The sequence below is a fragment of the Streptomyces colonosanans genome (assembly GCF_001866645.1).
In the GTDB taxonomy this organism is placed as follows: Bacteria; Actinomycetota; Actinomycetes; order Streptomycetales; family Streptomycetaceae; genus Streptomyces; species Streptomyces colonosanans.
The window spans coordinates 59,570-77,029 of sequence record NZ_MLYP01000007.1 but is presented as its reverse complement, the minus strand read 5'-3'; the positions used below and the strand labels follow the sequence as shown (position 1 = coordinate 77,029).

Sequence of the window (17,460 nt, the reverse complement as noted above, 5' to 3'; positions counted from 1 at the left end):
GTGCACTCCAGATGTGCCGTACATGGGGTGCGTTCCATGTGGTCTCGCCCCACACGTTACGGGTGAGCCGCCTGTCTTGGGCAGTGTCTAAAGGGTTCGCAATGTCCGAATAGGTCTTGTCGGAGGGTCCAATTCCGGCTTAGCGTCCCTTTGGGGACACGGACGGGGTGGGTCCGGCCCATAGGGGGGACACGTGGGGGGACCCGTGGCCAGGAGCACCAGCGGTGTGCCGTTCGACGGGGACCGCGAGGTGCCGGGACTCATCGTGAAGTTCGGCGACTACCCGCTGCACCACGGTGGGGTGGGAGCCATCCGCAGCCTGGGCCGGCTGGGCATACCGATGTATGCGATCACCGAGGACCGCTACACCCCGGCCGCCCTCTCCCGCTATCTGCGGCGCGCCTTCGTATGGCCGACCACCGGGACGGAGGAACCGGAGCGGCTCGTGGAGGGCCTGCTGCGCATCGGGCGCCGCATCGGCCGGCCGACGGTCCTCATACCCACCGACGAGGAGGCAGCCGTCCTGATCGCCGAGCATCAGGGCGTCCTGCGCGGCCCCTTCCTGTTCCCGAAAGTGGACGCCGGGCTTCCGCGTCTCCTCGCCAGCAAGCAGGGCCTGCACGACCTGTGTGTGGAACACGGCATCCCGAGCCCGGCGGCGTCCTTCCCGCAGTCGTACGACGACGTCGTGCGGTTCGCCGAGAAGGCCCGCTTCCCGCTGGTGGCGAAGAACCGCGAGGCCTTCGTCCGCCGTGAACGACCCGCCGTGAACGGCACCACGAAGATCATCACACGCGAGGGGCTCCTCACGCTCGCCCGTGACTGGGGCGAGCGACCGGGCGTGATCCTTCAGGAGTACCTGCCCCGGGAGGAGGCCGAGGACTGGATCGTGCACGGGTACTTCGACCAGAGCTCGACCCCGCTCGCCCTGTTCACCGGTGTGAAGGTCCGCTCCTGGCCACCGCACGCGGGCATGACGGCGAACGCGTACGTCGTCGACAACCCGGAACTCGCGGACCTCGCCGCGCGTTTCATCAAACAGATCGGCTTCACCGGCATCATCGACCTCGACCTGCGCTTCGACCGGCGTGACGGCCAGTACAAACTGCTCGACTTCAATCCGCGTATGGGCGCCCAGTTCCGCCTCTTCGAGAACGAGTCGGGGGTGGACGTCGTCCGCGCCATGCACCTCGACCTGACCGGCCGCGCGGTCCCGGAGGGGGAACAGCGCGTCGGCCACCGGTACATCGTGGAGAACATCGACCTGCCCGCGCTGATCGCCTACCACCGCAGCGGTTATACGACGCCGCACGCACCGGCCCGCGCGACCGGTACGGAACTGGCCTGGCTGGCGGGTGACGACCTGCGGCCGTTCTTCACGATGCTCGCGCGTCTCGTGCGCCCGGGCACGAAGCACCTGTATCGGCTGTGGCAAACCAACCGCCGTGGCAGCAGCGCCGGTTCGGGTAAGCGGCCCGGTTCGACCGACTCCACCACGAAGTAGGCACGTCGCGTCCTGGGGAGGGACTTCGTGATTCAACCGGTAGCAGTCATCGGTGCCGGGCCGTTCGGCCTGTCCACCGCCGCCCATCTGCGGGCGCGGGGCATCCCGGTACGCGTCTTCGGCGAGCCCATGGTGAGCTGGCGCGACCACATGCCCGAGGGCATGCTCCTCAAGTCGACCCCGGCCGCCTCGAACATCGACGCCCCCCAGCGGGGGCACACCCTGGTCGACTACTGCGACGCGGCGGGCATCCCCCGGCTGGTGACCGACGAGGACATCATCCCGATCGAGACGTTCCTCGCGTACGGGGAGTGGTTCCAGCAGAAGCTGGTACCCGAACTGGAGCGGGTCCGGGTCGTCTCCGTGGACCGCCGCCAGAGCGGTGGCTTCGAACTGAAGCTGGACTCGGGGGAGTTGTTCGCCGCGCGGGCGGTGGTGGTGGCGACCGGCCTGTCGGGTCTCGCTCATGTCCCGCATGAGCTGTCCGGGGCGGCGCCGGACGGGCCCGCCCCGACGGGCCCGGTTTCCCACAGCTCCCAGCACCACGACCTGACCCGGTTCTCCGGCAAGGACCTGCTGGTCGTCGGTGCGGGCCAGTCCGCTCTGGAGACGGCGGCACTGGCGGCAGAGGCGGGTGCACGTGTACGCGTGGTCTCGCGCGGCCGGGGCCAGGTCGCCTTCGGCGCTCCGCCCTGGCGGCAGCCGAGGCTGCGCCCCGAGTCGCCGTTCGGCCGCGCCTGGTCGTTGTGGGCCCTGAGCTACTACCCGCACCCGTACCGTTTCCTGCCCGCCCAGACCCGCCACTACCTGGTCCGCCGCGTCCTCGGCCCGCTCGGCGCCTGGTGGCTGAAGAACCGGTTCGAGGGCAACGTGGGGGTGCGTGAGGTCTCCCGCGTCGTCCGCGCGTCCGCGCCGGACGGCAGCCTTGCCCTGACGGTCCAGACCCATGCGGGCCGCATGGAGGAACTGACCGCGGACCACCTCATCGCCGCGACCGGCTACCGCGTGGACATCGCCGCGATGGACTTCCTGGGCCATGAACTGCGCACGGAACTGGCGGCGAGCCGGGGCGCGCCGAGGCTCGGCGCGGGCTATGTGTCGTCCGTCCCCGGTCTCTACTTCACGGGCCTTCCGGCGGCGGCCTCGTACGGCCCGGTGATGCGCTTCGTGTGCGGCACGGACTTCGCCTCCCCGCGACTGGCGAAGCATCTGGCGGCGGCGCACGGCTGAGGACCGAGGGCGCAGAGGCACGCGAACTCCGCGCGGCCGCCTGCGTCGTTGGGTGTCACCCGCTGGAGACCCGCGCGTGACGCATCCGGTGCGGCGGGACGGGGAGCCCAGCGCGGCGCTGTCGCGCTTTCGTTCAACGTCCGCCCGGACAGCCGCTGTTGGGGACGGGCGCGGGGGCGGCGGCGCGAACCGGGAACGTCGAATCCTCTACCGTAGCGCGTCCATCACGGTGCGCACGGGATACTCGACGTCGTCCGGTCACCGGGCGGATCCGTCCGTATTCTCTGATCATGGCCGCACCCCTCGCATACTCCCTCATCGCCACTGACCTGGACGGAACGCTGCTGCGCGGCGACGACACGCTCTCCGACCGGTCAAGGGCCGTGCTGGAGCGGGCCGCGGCGGCCGGCGCGCGGCATCTCGTGGTGACGGGGCGCCCGGCACCGAGGGTGCGTCCGCTGCTCGACGACCTCGGCAGCACGGGGCTTGCGGTGTGCGGACAGGGCGCGCAGGTGTACGACTCCGGTGCAAGCCGGCTGCTGTTCTCCGTCACCCTGGACCGGGAGTTGGCCGAGACCGCGCTGGGCAAGATCGAGGCCGAGGTCGGGCAGGTGTACGCGGCCGTCGACCAGGACGGGGTGGACGGGTTCACGCTCATCGAACCCGGCTATCTGATGCCGCACCCCACCCTGCCCGCGGTGCGGGTCGAACGGCGCGACGACCTGTGGTGCGAGCCCATCAGCAAGGTGCTGCTGCGCCATCACACCCTGTCCGACGACGAGTTGGCGGCGGTGGCGCGCGAGGCGGTCGGATCCCTCGCGACGGTCACCATGTCGGGGCCCGGCACCGTCGAACTCCAGCCCTGCGGTGTCACCAAGGCGACGGGGCTCGCGCTGGCCGCGGAGTACCTGGGCCTGTCGCGGTCGGCGACCATCGCCTTCGGCGATATGCCCAACGACATCCCGATGTTCCGCTGGGCCGCGCACGGCGTCGCCATGGCCAACGCCCATCCGGAACTCAAGGCGGTCGCGGACGAGATCACCACGTCGAACGAGGACGACGGCATCGCCGTCGTCCTCGAAAGACTCTTCAGGGACCGCTAGGGCCTGTCGTCACACTCCCCTCGGGCGACGACGGGAATGTGATGACAGGCCCTGGTGCTCAGTGGCAGATCTCGGCCCAGTGCTCCCACAGGCGCTCGCGCTTGTGGGAGCACCAGCCGTCTCAGTAGGCGCTGTTGACGTTGTCGATCGAGCCGTAGCGCGCGGCGGCGTAGTTGCACGCGGCCGTGATGTTCGCGACCGGGTCGTAGGGGTCGAACGCCGTACCCGGCACGTGGTACGTGCGGAAGGTCGGGTCGATGACCTGGAGGAGGCCCTTGGACGGGATGCCGGCTTGGGCGTTGGAGTCCCAGAGGTTGATGGCCTTCGGGTTGCCCGAGGACTCGCGCATCACATTGCGGTAGATGCCGTTGTACGAACCGGGGATGCCGTGCTGCGCCATGATCGTCAGCGACTGGCGGATCCAGCTGTCGAGGGTGGTGCCCTGGGTCTGCAGGGACACCGTCTGAACGGACGGGCTGGGGGCGGCGAAAGCGCTGGTGGCGCCGATGACCGGGAGGGCGAGAGCGGCTGCGCCGGCTCCTGCGAGACCGAGGGTGCGGGCGAGACGGGTGGCCTTGGAGCCACGGTCCCGACGGCGAGTGGGCAGGGCGAAAGCGGACATGTCGTATTCCTCTCCTACGCCTGCGAGGTGAGCTGTCGGGTTCGGGCGGGGAGGTGCCCGGTCGTGTCCTCGGTGCAGAGGGCACGACTTCACCCCAAGCCGTTCCGGCGCGGTGTCCGGATCGGCGACTTACCTGGGTCCCCCGCTCCTGCCGTTATGGGGTCGATGGGTTCTCGAGCGGTGGCAGGATTCGGCGTCCGCTCGGGTGAAGGGAAGGTATGCGGAAGCACATGTCCGGAACAAGACCGGAAATCACTCTCCGGCCTAAATGACCTTGAAGTGCAGGAATAGGGAAGATGATCCATTTTGTTGGGTGAGGTTCAACTTCCCATATGCAAACGGAGAATTGGTGGACGCCCTGAAGTCGCCCGGCCCGACGCCGGCGTGACCCATTTCACTCACGCCGCCTTGATCTCAAATGGTAATTAAGCCCCGTAGGGCAGAAATTCGGGCAAAGTGGTCGAAATTATCCCAACGGTGAGGATTTGCATGAGGGCTTCGGCCCCTCGCCCGCCCGGTATGGAATCCGCCCCTCGCGGATCCGGTGGGGCGCCGTCTCCTCGCCTTCCCCGCCGCCCTTGCGGGCGCCCTCGCCCTGGCCGGGCGGTGAAGTCCGTGACGATGCGGGTGATCTTGGAGTGCCCCTTCACCCTGGCGCGCCGCCCTCTCTTCGGGTGGTGCGACCGGATCGATCGGTCCGGGCGAATGCGGGTGGTCGGCGGGCTCGAGCGCTCGATGGTGTGCGCCTTCCGTGCGCCCGCGCGCCCTCGGATCCTGACCGCCGGCCCCGCGGCCCGGGCGTGCCGTCGCGCCGGGCGGGATGTGGGGGAAGGGGGTGGCGGCGTGCGCGTCCTACCGGGTGGCGATCGCCGACGGCGTCCCTTGCGGCGACCTGTGTCGGGGTGGTGGATGTCCCGGCGAACGGGGTCGCTTCCGGCCGTGAGGGCTGGTCTTCAGATGTGTCGATAAATACCTATTTGTACTATCCGATCGAGAACATGCCGTTCGTGATCCGATACCGCCCGGCCTGGAGCAGCGGGCGCTCGTGGTGATCGAAACGTGACCGGATACGCTGAGTTGAGTGATGGCGGCGACAGATCGACAAACTCGATGAGTCACGTCGACGGGCAACGTCATCGACTCAGTGACCGTTCTTGAGACCGACCGTGCGATCGTCAGCAGACGTCAGCAGACAGGAGACCCCACGTGACCGTCGTCAGGCCGTTCGGGCTGAGCGTGCGGGGCCCGGCTCTGGAAGCCGATGTCCAGGCCGGATTGGCCGCTGTCGAGGAAGGGCTGCTCGACGCCACCAAGAGTGAGGTCCCCTTCATCACGCAGGCCGCACAGCACCTCGTGCGCGCGGGCGGGAAACGGTTCCGGCCGCTGCTCGTCATGCTCGCGGCGCAGTTCGGCGACCCGTACGCGCCCGGGGTCGTGCCCTCGGCTGTGGTCGTGGAGCTGACTCATCTGGCGACGCTGTATCACGACGACGTGATGGACGAGGCCGAGGTGCGGCGCGGGGTGGACAGCGCGAACACCCGCTGGGGCAACTCGGTCGCGGTCCTCACCGGTGACTTCCTGTTCGCGAGGGCGTCCCACATCCTGGCCGACCTCGGCCCGGAGGCGGTCCGCATCCAGGCGGAGGCCTTCGAGCGGCTGGTCACGGGCCAGATCCTGGAGACGGCGGGTCCCCGGGACGGCCGCGACCCGGTGGAGCACTACCTCGACGTCCTCGGCGGCAAGACGGGTTCGCTGGTGGCGGTGGCGTGCCGGTTCGGCGCCATGATGTCGGGCGCCGACGAGACGGTCGTGGATGTACTGACGCAGTACGGCGAGCGGTTGGGCGTGGCGTTCCAGCTGGCCGACGACGTGCTGGACATCGCCTCGGACTCGCACGAGTCCGGGAAGACGCCCGGGACGGATCTGCGGGAGGGCGTCCCCACTCTTCCGGTCCTGCGACTGCGTGAGCGCGCGGAGCGCCTGGGGCTGCCCGAGGACATCGCCCTGCGCGAGCTGCTGGACTCGGACCTCACCGACGACGCCCGCCACGCCGAGGCCCTCACCCGCCTCCGTGTCCACCCGGCGCTGGAGCAGGCCCGCCGCGACACCGTCCGCTATGTGGAGGACGCCCGGGCGGCCCTGGTCCCGCTGCCGGAGTGCGATGCGAAGGCGTCTCTCATGCAACTGTGCGACGCGGTGGTGCACCGGGCGGGCTGACGCCGCCCCACCGGTGTCACTCGCCCCCTCCGCGCACGCCTGACGCATCCGTGACCGGTCTCCCGCCGACCGGGTTGCACACCAGGTGCGATCGTCGGCGTTCCGTACCGGGCGGACTACGTCTTTGTGCGGAAGCAGGCCGGCGAGTCACCCGTTTGCCACGGCGCCGCCTCCGACAACCCCTACGGGTCGGGTGAGGCGCCGCCCCACGCTGTCATACCCCAGGATTACGCGGAGTTGAGCCCGCGGTCTGACGCTTCTCTCCGGCCGATTTGGTCAGATGGGTGACACCACCTCACAGGAGTTCGGGTGACAATGGCGGCGCAGGGGTGGACGAATGTACGGAAGACAGGCCGCCGCCGACGACGGAGGTAAGGCACACATGGCACCGTACGAATCCGACGACAGCACACCCGCAGGAGAGGTCGAGGACGTACGCGACGGGCGGCGCAGGGCCGCGCGGTACGTCGTCCCGGTTGCGGTGGTGGGAGTGGCCGCAGCGACCATCGGGCTGGCCCCGGCGTTCGCGGGATCCGGCGACCCCGACCTGCCGAAGATCAGCGCACAGCAGCTCATCGAGAAGATCGCCAAGTCGGACGTCCAGCAGATGTCCGGCACGGTGCAGATCAGCACGGACCTGGGCCTGCCGAACCTCGGCGGGCTGGAGAACAGCCTTGCCTCGGGTGCGGTCTCCCAGGGAGTGAAGGGCAAGGACGGCTCGGCCGCCGACCCGAAATCCAAGATGCTCGAACTGGCTTCCGGCACCCACACCGTGCGCGTCGCGTCCGACGGCCAGGACAAGCGGAAGCTCTCGCTCATCGAGAAGGCCGCCGAGTACAGCGTCATCCGCAACGGCAACGACGTGTGGGCGTATGACAGTGCGTCGAACGAGGCGTTCCACTCGATCGCGGGCGAGCACAGGGGCGGCAAGGTGACACCCGAGGACGTGCCTGCCACGCCCAAGGACTTCGCCGAGGAAGCCCTGAAGGCCGCCGACAAGACGACCTCGGTCACGGTGGACGGCACGGCCCAGGTCGCGGGCCGGGATGCGTACAAGTTGGTCATCAGGCCGAAGCAGTCGGGCACCACGGTCGGCGCGATCAGCATCGCGGTGGACGCGAAGACCGGGATGCCGCTGAAGTTCACGCTGACCCCGGCGACGGGGGGCGCGGCCGTCGTGGACGCGGGCTTCACCAAGGTCTCGTTCGCCAAGCCGGCCGCGTCGACCTTCACCTTCACGCCGCCCAAGGGGACGAAGGTCACCCAGGGCGACGATCTGACGGCCGAGCAGCGCAAGACGCAGCCCAAGGGCATGGAGAAGAAGGCGCCCGAGGGGGCCCAGCCGAAGACCATAGGCCAGGGCTGGAACTCGATCGTCGTGCTCGACACCGGCGGCAAGGGCAAGATGCCCTCGGGCGCGTCGTCCGACGGCAGCCCGGTGTCCGGTTTCCTGAACTCGCTCGGCGACAGCGTCACCGGCGAGTTCGGCAAGGGCACGGTCTTCTCGACCCGCCTGGTCAACGCCCTGATCACGGACGACGGCAAGGTGTACGCGGGCGCGGTGACCAAGGACGCGCTGGTGAAGGCGGCGAACGCGGGGAAGTAGGCCCCGCGCCGACGGTACGAGCAGGAGAGCCCATGCAGGAGTGGTCCGCCGCGGAAGCGGAAGCGGGGCCGGACGTGGTGGCGAGTGACCGGGATGCCCCGGTCATCGCCACCCGTGCCCTCACCAAGCGCTACCGCGGCGGCCAGCTCGCCGTGGACGGGCTCGATCTGACCGTCCCGGCGGGCAGCGTGTTCGGCTTCCTCGGGCCGAACGGCTCCGGCAAGACCACCACCATCCGCATGTTGATGGGTCTGATCGAGCCCACCTCCGGCACGGCGCGCGTCCTGGGGCGGCCCATGCCCCGTTCCTCGCGCGCCGTGCTCCCGCACATCGGCGCTCTGATCGAGGGCCCGGCGCTGTACGGCTTCCTCTCCGGCCGCGACAACCTCCTGCGCTACGACGCCGCCGACCCCACCGCCGACCCGAGCACCCGGCGCACGCGCGTCGGGGCCGCCCTCGACCGGGTCGGCCTCACGACGGCCGCCGGTAAGAAGGCGAAGGCGTACTCCCTGGGCATGAAGCAGCGTCTCGGCCTCGCGGCCGCCCTGCTCCAGCCCCGCAGGCTCCTCGTCCTGGACGAGCCGACCAACGGCCTCGACCCGCAGGGCATGCGGGAGATCCGCTCGCTGGTCCGGGAACTGGCGTCGGACGGCACGACCGTCTTCCTCTCCTCCCATCTGCTCGACGAGATCGAGCAGGTCTGCACGCACGCCGCGGTCATGGCCCAGGGGCGGCTGATCACGCAGGGCGCGGTGGCGGACCTGGCGGCCGGAGCGCGCGGACGGCTCGTCGTGACGACCCCGGACGTGAGCGACGCGGCCCGTGTCCTGAAGGAACAGGGCGTGGCCGACGTGGTGGTGGCGGAGGACCGGGTGACGTGCGAACCCCCGGACCGCGAACTGGCCGATGTGAACGCCGCCTTGGTGACCGCCAACGTTCGGGTGCGCGGTTTCGGCGTCGAACGTGCCTCACTGGAGGACGCGTTCGTGGCACTGACAGGAGAGGGCTTCGATGTCGCCGGTTGAGACGGCCGTCACCGCGCAGCCGCCGGTGGTCCAGAAGCCGAACCCCCTGTGGACGTTCGGGCTGCTGCGCAGCGAGCTGGTGACCACCTTCCGGCGTTGGCGCACGCTCGCGCTGCTGGCGGTGCTGGCCGCCGTGCCGGTCCTGATCGGGATCGCCGTCAAGAGCCAGACGAACGGTGGGCCAGGTGGCGGCGGACACGGCGCCGACGGCGGTCCGGCGTTCATCACGCAGGTCACCAACAACGGGCTGTTCCTGGTGTTCACGGCGCTGGCCGCGACGCTCCCGTTCTTCCTGCCGATGGCGATCGGCGTCATCGCGGGCGACGCGATCGCGGGCGAGGCGAACTCCGGAACGCTCCGCTACCTCCTGGTCGCCCCCGCCGGCCGTACCCGCCTGCTGTTCGCCAAGTACACGGCCACGATGGCCTTCTGCCTCGTCGCCACCCTCGTCGTCGCCATCTCGGCGCTGGCGGTGGGCGCCCTGCTCTTCCCGTTGGGCGACCTGACGACGATCTCGGGCACACGCATCAGCTTCGCCGACGGGCTGGGCAGAGCTTTGCTGATCGCCCTGGTCGTCGCCGCGTCCCTGGTCGGTGTGGCGGCCCTGGGGCTGTTCGTCTCCACCCTCACCAACAGCGGCATCGCCGCGATGGCGACCACGGTCGGCCTGGTGATCACGGTCCAGATCCTCGACCAGATCCCCCAACTGCACGCGCTGCAGCCGTACTTCTTCTCGCACTACTGGCTGTCCTTCGCGGACCTCATGCGCGACCCGGTCTACTGGGACGACCTGATCCACAACCTCGGTCTCCAGGCCCTGTACGCGGCGGTCTTCGGCTCGGCGGCCTGGGCGCGCTTCACGGCGAAGGACATCACCGCGTAGGACATCACCGCGTAGGACATCACGGCGCAGGACTCACACGAGTGCCGTCTCAAGTGACGTCTCGTACGGGAAGCGGGCGAGCGGCGCCTCCTGCGCGAAGAACGTCCTGGCGCGGTTCAGCGCCTCCCCGTCCGCCAGCACGTCCCCGGGCCTGCTGCCGTTGCCGAGCAGGACCCCGCCGAAGCGCATCTTCAGATACGCGGCCGAGTTGCTGAGCGTGCCGATCGGGGGTCGGCGACCTCCTGTTCCTGGTGCGCGAGTGCGGTGACGCCCCACAGGGTACGGCCGGCCATCGCCTTCTTGAAGTCAAGCCCGGGGGTGCGCAGCCAGCCCGACCAGTAGTCGAGATAGCGCTTGGTGTGGGCGGACACCGAGTACCAGTACAGCGGAGAGGCGATCACGATGTCCGACGCCGCGAGCGTGGCGTCGAGCAGCATCGCCGCGGTGCCCTCGGTGGGGCGCACATGGTCGTGGTCGTGACGCAGGTCGGCGAAGTCGGGCAGTGGATGCTCGATGAGGCGGATCCACTGCTGCTCGACGTCGGCAGGCAAAGACGCGGCGGCTCGGCGTGCCAGCAGCTCCGTGTTGCCGTCACGGCGGGCGCTGCCGAGGACGAAGAGGAAACGCCGACTCATAGGGACCCCCTGGAAGCGTGCCGGAGCACGGCATGCGTCCATTGCCGCCGCGCTATATGCACACACATTAAATGCGCGTGCAATTAATATCCAGTGGTGACGTCGAGCAGCAGGGCCATCACCCCCACCAGCGTGGCGCTGCTGACGATCTGCCCATCCGTGATCAGCGCCCGCACCTTCGGCAGCGGGATCCACTCCAGGCGGTCCGACTCATTGCGCTCGGTCGGTTCGCCGACACGGGTGGCGTCGTCCGTACGGAAGACGAAGTGCCGGGAGTCGGTGATGCCCGCCGCGGGCTGGGCGTGGATGAGCGGCCGCAGCGAGCCGGCGCGCCGGCCGGTCTCCTCCTCGAGCTCGCGCGCCGCCGCCTCGGCGGGCGACTCGCCGTCCTCGACGAGCCCCATGGGCAGCTCCCAGGCCCAGGTGTCGGTGACGAAGCGGTGGCGCCACATCATCAGGACGCGCTCGTCGTCGACGTCGGCGGTGACGGCAAGGTCCCGCAGCCGGACCACGTGGTAGTCGCAGCGGGTCCCGTCGGGCTGTTCGACGTCCAGGGAGCGCAGCCGCACCCAGGGCGTTTCGTAGAGCGGACGTTCCCCGTGGACGGTCCACTGCATGGCCACTCTCCTCGGTCGGTTGTCGCCGCTCGATCTTCGCCTAGGAGGTGGGCTTCCGGCACGGGGAACGGTTCCTGGGACGAGTCTGTGACGCTGCGGTGACGCGGGGCGGGGACACGGGCGGGAGACTCGAGTGCGTAGGTACGTCTCCGTACAGATGTCCGGAGCCGTGGACCGAGGGGGGTCGATGTCGCAACGGAGTGGGAGAGCCGTGGGGGAGGCCGCGGGCGGTCGAACGGGTGCTGTGCACACGCCGGTTGCCGGGGCGACAACGCCGGGCGGCGTCCGTGCGGTCACCGGGGCCACGCCGGTCGCGGGCGCTGTCGCGGGGCGGGCGGGCGATGTCGGTGCCGCGTCGTGCGGCCCGCGTACGCTGGGCTCCCGTGCGTTCTTCCCAGGAGACGCGGCGATATCGCCTTCCTCCGTCACCGTCGCCCTTGCCTCGACCGACCGACCCGAGTGAGGGAACGATGTCTCGACTCAGTCGCGAAGAGAAGCAGGGGCGTTCCGCCGCGGGGGGCGCGCCGATCGAGGTACACGTTCCGGCGGCCGTGGAGGAGGGGGTGACGGCCGACGGCACGCCGGTGTCCGCGGGGCCCGGGGAGACGGTCCAGCAGGCCGTCCTGAACCACCTCCACCGCCTCGCGCTCGCTACCGGACATCCCGTCCTCGCGACGGTTCACGACGAACGGATCGGCTTCGCCGTACCACTCCGGGTGCACGTCGACGGATCGAGCGAGTTCGCGGGGGAGCCGAGGCGCGAGGGAGCGCCCGCCGCTGCGCTTTCGCCGTCCGTGACCCAGGTCCCCCGACCCGCCGCCCCTGCCCTGCCGTCCGCCCCTTCGGTGGCACCGCCCAAGCCGCTGGGCGGCCCCGGCACGCCTCCCTCGGCCCCCGGCGTGGCGAGGCAGCCCGTCTGGCCCGCGCCCGCCCCCTCGTCCGTGCAAAGCCCCGAGATGGCTGTACCCCCGACCACGGGCACGGACCCCGAGCCCTACCGGATGCCCACACCACCCAAGAGGCCCGTTCCGGTAGCCAAGGAGGACTCGGGGGGCCAGGCCAAGGAGCCGCCCGTGCGCGAGTTCGACTCCGTGGCCGAGGCCGTTCTCGCGCCCGAGTCCGAGGCCGTGCCCGGCGGCGCGGGCGGGCCGGTCGCGGAGCCCATGGCCCGGATCAACGCGGCCGTGAAACAGGGCCGTATCGAGGACGCCGCCGCCCTCGCCGAGCGGGCCGTCGCCGAGTCGGCCGCGACCCTCGGCGCCGACCACCCGGACGTACTGCGTCTGCGCGAACTCAGCGCGTACATCGCCTATCTGGCCGGGGACCCCCTGCGTTCCTTCCATCTGTCGCTCGACCTGGCCCGGCTCCGCCATGGCCTGGGCGACCCGCGCGGCGCCTACGGAAACGTGCAGAGCGCGGCCGCCGCCTGGCGTGCCGTCCGCGACCCGATCCAGGGCCTGAACCTCGGCCGCGACCTGATCGCCGTATGGACCGAACTCGCCGCAGGCGAGGGTCCCGCCGCCGACGACCTCGACCAGCTCGAACGGGCCCGCAGCCGGATGGGCCGCCTCGCCGAACGCGCCCGCAGGGCCGCCGCCGACGAGTCCCGGTAGGCGGTGGTCCGGTGGCGCCCCTCCGTCAGGAGCGGGATTCGGTCACGGGTGTGCGTACACCGGTGGCCGTGTCGCCGGACGCGACGGTGGTGCCCGGCGCGGCGAGCCCATCGCCGAGCATGCGCGCTGCCCGGCGGGCCGTGCGCAGTGCGTCGCCGGTCAGCAGCGACAGCGCGAGCCAGACGAGTGCGAAGCCCGCCCAGCGCTCGGGCGGCATGGCCTCGTGGAAGTAGAGGATGCCCAGCAGGAACTGGAAGACCGGAGCCAGGTACTGGAGCAGACCGAGCGTGGACAGCGGCACCCGGATCGCGGCGGCGCCGAAGCAGACGAGTGGAAGCGCGGTGACCACACCCGTGGCGGCGAGCAGCGCCGCGTGCCCCGACCCGTGGTCGGTGAACGTCGAGTCGCCGTGTGCCGACAACCACAGCAGATACGCCAGTGCGGGCAGGAACTGCACGGCGGTCTCCGCGGCCAGCGACTCGATGCCGCCCAGGTTGACCTTCTTCTTCACCAGGCCGTACGTGGCGAAGGAGAAGGCGAGGCAGAGCGAGATCCACGGCGGGCGGCCGTAGCCGAGGGTCAGGACGACCACGGCGGCGAAGCCGACCGCGACCGCCGCCCATTGGACGGGCCGCAGCCGCTCCTTGAGTATCAGCACGCCCATCGCGATGGTCACGAGCGGGTTGATGAAGTAGCCGAGCGAGGCCTCCACCACATGGCCGGAGTTCACGGCCCAGATGTAGACGCCCCAGTTGACGGTGATGACGGCGGCGGCGACCGTGATCAGCGCCAGCTTGCGCGGCTGCCGCAGCAGCTCGCCCGCCCAGGCCCAGCGCCGCATCACCAGGAGCACGAGGGCGACCAGGACCAGGGACCAGACCATCCGGTGGGCGAGGATCTCCATCGCCCCGGCGGGCTTCAGCAAGGGCCAGAAGAGGGGGACGAGCCCCCACATTCCATATGCCGCGAAGCCGTTCAGCAGACCTGTCCGCCGTTCACCCTTCGACTCCTCGGCCACGGGCCCCTCCTTCTCGCACGCGTGGCTGCTCTGGTGCAGCCTCCAAGAAGGTAAACCCGAGCGCACCCGCCTGTCATGCCCGTATCGCCATACGGTCATGACACCGGCGGAGTGAGGCCGTCCGGACACAGGACGAGGCCCGGGCGGCGAGCGCCCGGGCCTCGTCAACGTCGGCCGGACCTGTCAGCCGACGACGGTCCAGGTGTCGCCGCCGGCGAGCAGCGTGGCCAGGTCGCCCTTGCCGTTCTGCTCGATGGCGGCGTCGAGCTGGTCGGCCATCTGCGTGTCGTAGACGGGTCGGTCGACGGAGCGGAAGACGCCGATCGGGGTGCCCTGCAGGGTGTCCGGGTCGGCCAGCCGGGACAGCGCGAACGCGTTCGTGGGGGAGGCGGCGTGGGCGTCGTGGACGAGGACGTCGGCCTCGTTCTCCGGGGTGACCGTGACGACCTCGAGGTCCCCGGTCCGCGCATCGCGTACGACCCCGCGCGCGTTGTCGGGGCCGAAGCGGATCGGCTGCCCGTGCTCCAGGCGGATCACGGCCTCCTCGGCGGACTGCCTGTCCTTGAGGACGTCGAAGGCGCCGTCGTTGAAGATGTTGCAGTTCTGGTAGATCTCGAGCAGGGCCGTGCCCGGATGGGCGGCGGCCTGGCGCAGCATCTCGGTCAGGTGCTTGCGGTCGGAGTCCACGGTGCGGGCCACGAAGGACGCCTCGGCGCCGATCGCCAGCGACACCGGGTTGAAGGGCGCGTCCAGCGAACCCATCGGCGTCGACTTGGTGATCTTGCCGACCTCGGAGGTGGGCGAGTACTGGCCCTTGGTCAGGCCGTAGATCCGGTTGTTGAACAGCAGGATCTTCAGGTTGACGTTGCGGCGCAGGGCGTGGATGAGGTGGTTGCCGCCGATCGACAGCGCGTCGCCGTCACCGGTGACCACCCACACCGACAGGTCAGGGCGCGAGGAGGCGAGCCCCGTCGCGATCGCGGGCGCCCGGCCGTGGATGGAGTGCATGCCGTACGTGTTCATGTAGTACGGGAAGCGGGAGGAGCAGCCGATGCCCGAGACGAAGACGATGTTCTCCTTGGCCAGGCCCAGCTCCGGCATGAAGCCCTGGACGGCGGCGAGGATCGCGTAGTCACCGCAGCCGGGGCACCAGCGCACTTCCTGATCGGACTTGAAGTCCTTCATGGACTGCCTGGCCACGGCCTTGGGGACGAGGGAAAGCGCCTCGATCGTGCCTCTGCCTTCCGTGGACGTCTCAGCCATCGATGGCCTCCTTGAGAGCCGTGGCGAGTTGTTCGGCCTTGAACGGCATGCCGTTGACCTGGTTGTACGAGCGCGCGTCGACCAGGTACTTCGCGCGGATGAGGGTGGCGAGCTGACCGAGGTTCATCTCGGGGACCACCACCTTGTCGTAACGCCTCAGTACCGTGCCGAGATTCCCCGGGAACGGGTTCAGGTGCCGCAGGTGCGCCTGCGCGATGGACTCGCCGGCCGCGCGCAGCCGCCGCACCGCCGCGGTGATCGGGCCATAGGTGGAGCCCCAGCCCAGCACCAGGGTCCGGGCGCCGTGCGGGTCGTCGACCTCGATGTCAGGGACGTCGATGCCGTCGACCTTGGCCTGCCGGGTGCGGACCATGAGGTCGTGGTTGGCCGGGTCGTAGGAGATGTTGCCCGTGCCGTCCTGCTTCTCGATGCCGCCGATGCGGTGCTCCAGACCCGGTGTGCCCGGGATCGCCCAGGGACGGGCCAGGGTCTGCTGGTCGCGCTTGTAGGGCCAGAACACTTCGGTGCCGTCGTCCAGCGTGTGGTTCGGGCCCTGCGCGAACTGCACCCGAAGGTCCGGCAGCTCGTCCAGCTCCGGGATGCGCCAGGGCTCGGAGCCGTTGGCCATATAGCCGTCGGACAGCAGGAAGACGGGCGTGCGGTAGGTGAGCGCGATCCGGGCCGCTTCCAGGGCTGCCTCGAAGCAGTCGGCCGGGGTACGCGGGGCGATCACCGGAACCGGCGCCTCGCCGTTGCGGCCGTACATCGCCTGGAGCAGGTCGGCCTGCTCGGTCTTGGTGGGCAGGCCGGTGGAGGGGCCACCGCGCTGGATGTCGACGATGAGCAGCGGCAGTTCCAGGGAGACGGCCAGCCCGATGGTCTCGCTCTTGAGCGCCACACCCGGTCCGGAGGTCGTGGTCACCGCGAGCGAGCCGCCGAAGGCCGCACCCAGCGCCGCGCCGATACCGGCGATCTCGTCCTCGGCCTGGAAGGTCCGCACGCCGAAGTTCTTGTGCTTGGACAGCTCGTGCAGGATGTCCGAGGCCGGGGTGATCGGGTACGAGCCCAGGAACAGCGGCAGGTCCGCCTGGCGCGAGGCGGCGACCAGGCCGTACGCCAGGGCCAGGTTCCCGGAGATGTTGCGGTACGTGCCCACCGGGAACGCCTGGGTGGCCGGCGCGACCTCGTAGGAGACCGCGAAGTCCTCCGTCGTCTCGCCGAAGTTCCAGCCGGCGCGGAAGGCGGCGATGTTGGCGGCCGCGATGTCCGGCTTCTTCGCGAACTTCGACCTCAGGAACGTCTCGGTGCCCTCGGTGGGCCGGTGGTACATCCACGACAGCAGGCCCAGCGCGAACATGTTCTTGCTGCGCTCGGCCTCCTTGCGGGTGAGCTCGAACTCCTTGAGCGCCTCGACGGTGAGGGTCGTCAGCGGCACCGGGTGGACGTTGTAACCGTCCAGTGAGCCGTCCTCCAGAGGGCTGGCGGCGTAGCCGACCTTCTGCATCGCGCGCTTGGTGAACTCGTCCGTGTTGACGATGATCTCCGCGCCCCGCGGCAGGTCGTTGATGTTGGCCTTCAGCGCGGCCGGGTTCATGGCCACCAGGACGTTCGGCGCGTCCCCGGGGGTGAGGATGTCGTGGTCGGCGAAGTGCAGCTGGAACGACGAGACACCGGGAAGGGTGCCTGCGGGGGCACGGATCTCTGCGGGAAAGTTCGGCAGGGTGGACAGGTCGTTGCCGAAGGCCGCGGTCTCCGAGGTGAAGCGGTCACCGGTGAGCTGCATGCCGTCACCGGAGTCTCCCGCGAACCGGATGATCACCCGGTCGAGGCGGCGTACGTCCTTCCTGCCCGCCGGTTTGCGCTGTTCTCCTACAACGGCTCCGTCGGCCTGCTCCGCTGGACTGCTGACCTGGCTGGTCACTGAACTGGACCTCCCTCGAGGCTGCTGTCGGGGAGCGGCCGTCCCGCCGACCTTCCCAGGATCAACCCTACGTCGGTGAGGGTCACCTTCCTGCGGCCGTTCGCATGATGGACCTGATGGTGAGACGGTCCGACGCCCTGATGTGTCATGGTGTGCACGCCCCCCGGCGCTGCTGGTGAAGACGTTTCCTGCTCATCCTTTGG

The 17,460-nt window shown here is 69.9% G+C and carries 13 protein-coding genes, 1 pseudogene and 1 riboswitch; of the genes and pseudogenes, 8 read left to right on the top strand and 6 right to left on the bottom strand.

Translation table 11 applies throughout. The features are described from left to right. Positions 1-205 precede the first annotated feature (205 nt). From BIV24_RS03320 to BIV24_RS03310, 3 genes are all read left to right on the top strand, one after another. Positions 206-1,504 (top strand): carboxylate--amine ligase, encoded by a 1,299-nt coding sequence (locus BIV24_RS03320; RefSeq protein WP_245766652.1) that lies wholly within the window; start codon positions 206-208, stop codon positions 1,502-1,504. 27 nt (positions 1,505-1,531) lie between these two features. Next, complete coding sequence (locus BIV24_RS03315; RefSeq protein WP_071364596.1) at positions 1,532-2,734, top strand: FAD-dependent oxidoreductase; 1,203 nt, start codon at positions 1,532-1,534, stop codon at positions 2,732-2,734. A 290-nt stretch (positions 2,735-3,024) separates the two neighbouring features. Beyond that, the gene (locus tag BIV24_RS03310) at positions 3,025-3,837 is read left to right on the top strand and encodes an HAD family hydrolase (RefSeq protein ID WP_071364595.1); all 813 of its coding nucleotides are present in this window, start codon (positions 3,025-3,027) and stop codon (positions 3,835-3,837) included. Positions 3,838-3,958: 121 nt separating this feature from the next. Here BIV24_RS03310 and BIV24_RS03305 read toward each other — a convergent pair whose 3' ends face one another. Further along, positions 3,959-4,459: a transglycosylase SLT domain-containing protein gene (locus BIV24_RS03305; RefSeq protein WP_071364594.1), complete on the bottom strand. Its 501-nt coding sequence runs from the start codon at positions 4,457-4,459 to the stop codon at positions 3,959-3,961. 4 nt (positions 4,460-4,463) lie between these two features. Beyond that, a riboswitch (cyclic di-AMP (ydaO/yuaA leader) is annotated at positions 4,464-4,637 on the bottom strand. A 1,028-nt stretch (positions 4,638-5,665) separates the two neighbouring features. Between BIV24_RS03305 and BIV24_RS03300 the strand changes: the two genes are divergently transcribed. The 4 genes from BIV24_RS03300 (at position 5,666) to BIV24_RS03285 (ending at position 10,190) form a co-directional block, all read left to right on the top strand. Beyond that, positions 5,666-6,676, top strand: a complete 1,011-nt coding sequence (locus BIV24_RS03300) for a polyprenyl synthetase family protein (protein ID WP_071364593.1) — start codon at positions 5,666-5,668, stop codon at positions 6,674-6,676. A gap of 382 nt (positions 6,677-7,058) precedes the next feature. Beyond that, the gene (locus BIV24_RS03295) at positions 7,059-8,282 is read left to right on the top strand and encodes a LolA family protein (protein ID WP_071364687.1); all 1,224 of its coding nucleotides are present in this window, start codon (positions 7,059-7,061) and stop codon (positions 8,280-8,282) included. Positions 8,283-8,314: 32 nt separating this feature from the next. Then, positions 8,315-9,307, top strand: a complete 993-nt coding sequence (locus BIV24_RS03290; protein ID WP_107459179.1) for an ABC transporter ATP-binding protein — start codon at positions 8,315-8,317, stop codon at positions 9,305-9,307. Continuing rightward, positions 9,294-10,190: an ABC transporter permease gene (locus BIV24_RS03285; protein WP_071364592.1), complete on the top strand. Its 897-nt coding sequence runs from the start codon at positions 9,294-9,296 to the stop codon at positions 10,188-10,190. The genes BIV24_RS03290 and BIV24_RS03285 overlap by 14 nt, the downstream gene beginning before the upstream one ends. A gap of 33 nt (positions 10,191-10,223) precedes the next feature. On the opposite strand, the pseudogene BIV24_RS03280 reads toward BIV24_RS03285, so the two are convergent. Then, positions 10,224-10,825: pseudogene (locus BIV24_RS03280) on the bottom strand (flavodoxin family protein). Between the two features lie 83 nt (positions 10,826-10,908). Next, on the bottom strand, positions 10,909-11,442 hold the full coding sequence (locus BIV24_RS03275; protein ID WP_071364591.1) for an NUDIX domain-containing protein: 534 nt from the start codon (positions 11,440-11,442) through the stop codon (positions 10,909-10,911). Between the two features lie 470 nt (positions 11,443-11,912). Between BIV24_RS03275 and BIV24_RS03270 the strand changes: the two genes are divergently transcribed. Beyond that, positions 11,913-13,055, top strand: a complete 1,143-nt coding sequence (locus BIV24_RS03270) for a hypothetical protein (RefSeq protein ID WP_071364590.1) — start codon at positions 11,913-11,915, stop codon at positions 13,053-13,055. Between the two features lie 25 nt (positions 13,056-13,080). Here BIV24_RS03270 and rarD read toward each other — a convergent pair whose 3' ends face one another. From rarD to BIV24_RS03255, 3 genes are all read right to left on the bottom strand, one after another. Further along, positions 13,081-14,073: an EamA family transporter RarD gene (rarD, locus tag BIV24_RS03265; protein WP_071364589.1), complete on the bottom strand. Its 993-nt coding sequence runs from the start codon at positions 14,071-14,073 to the stop codon at positions 13,081-13,083. Positions 14,074-14,256: 183 nt separating this feature from the next. Further along, entirely contained in the window at positions 14,257-15,336 is a 1,080-nt protein-coding gene (locus BIV24_RS03260; RefSeq protein WP_071364588.1) for a 2-oxoacid:ferredoxin oxidoreductase subunit beta, read from the bottom strand. Next, positions 15,329-17,257: a 2-oxoacid:acceptor oxidoreductase subunit alpha gene (locus BIV24_RS03255; protein ID WP_071364587.1), complete on the bottom strand. Its 1,929-nt coding sequence runs from the start codon at positions 17,255-17,257 to the stop codon at positions 15,329-15,331. Before BIV24_RS03255 ends, BIV24_RS03260 begins: the two co-directional genes overlap by 8 nt. Between the last annotated feature and the right edge of the window lie 203 nt (positions 17,258-17,460).

What these genes read in the sequence shown, in the direction of transcription:
- BIV24_RS03260 (WP_071364588.1), bottom strand. Translation starts at nt 15,336, where the DNA reads ATGGCTGAGACGTCCACGGAAGGCAGAGGCACGATCGAGGCGCTTTCC.
- BIV24_RS03275 (WP_071364591.1), bottom strand. Translation starts at nt 11,442, where the DNA reads ATGCAGTGGACCGTCCACGGGGAACGTCCGCTCTACGAAACGCCCTGG.
- BIV24_RS03305 (WP_071364594.1), bottom strand. Translation starts at nt 4,459, where the DNA reads ATGTCCGCTTTCGCCCTGCCCACTCGCCGTCGGGACCGTGGCTCCAAG.
- BIV24_RS03270 (WP_071364590.1), top strand. Translation starts at nt 11,913, where the DNA reads ATGTCTCGACTCAGTCGCGAAGAGAAGCAGGGGCGTTCCGCCGCGGGG.
- BIV24_RS03285 (WP_071364592.1), top strand. Translation starts at nt 9,294, where the DNA reads ATGTCGCCGGTTGAGACGGCCGTCACCGCGCAGCCGCCGGTGGTCCAG.
- BIV24_RS03290 (WP_107459179.1), top strand. Translation starts at nt 8,315, where the DNA reads ATGCAGGAGTGGTCCGCCGCGGAAGCGGAAGCGGGGCCGGACGTGGTG.
- BIV24_RS03310 (WP_071364595.1), top strand. Translation starts at nt 3,025, where the DNA reads ATGGCCGCACCCCTCGCATACTCCCTCATCGCCACTGACCTGGACGGA.
- BIV24_RS03295 (WP_071364687.1), top strand. Translation starts at nt 7,059, where the DNA reads ATGGCACCGTACGAATCCGACGACAGCACACCCGCAGGAGAGGTCGAG.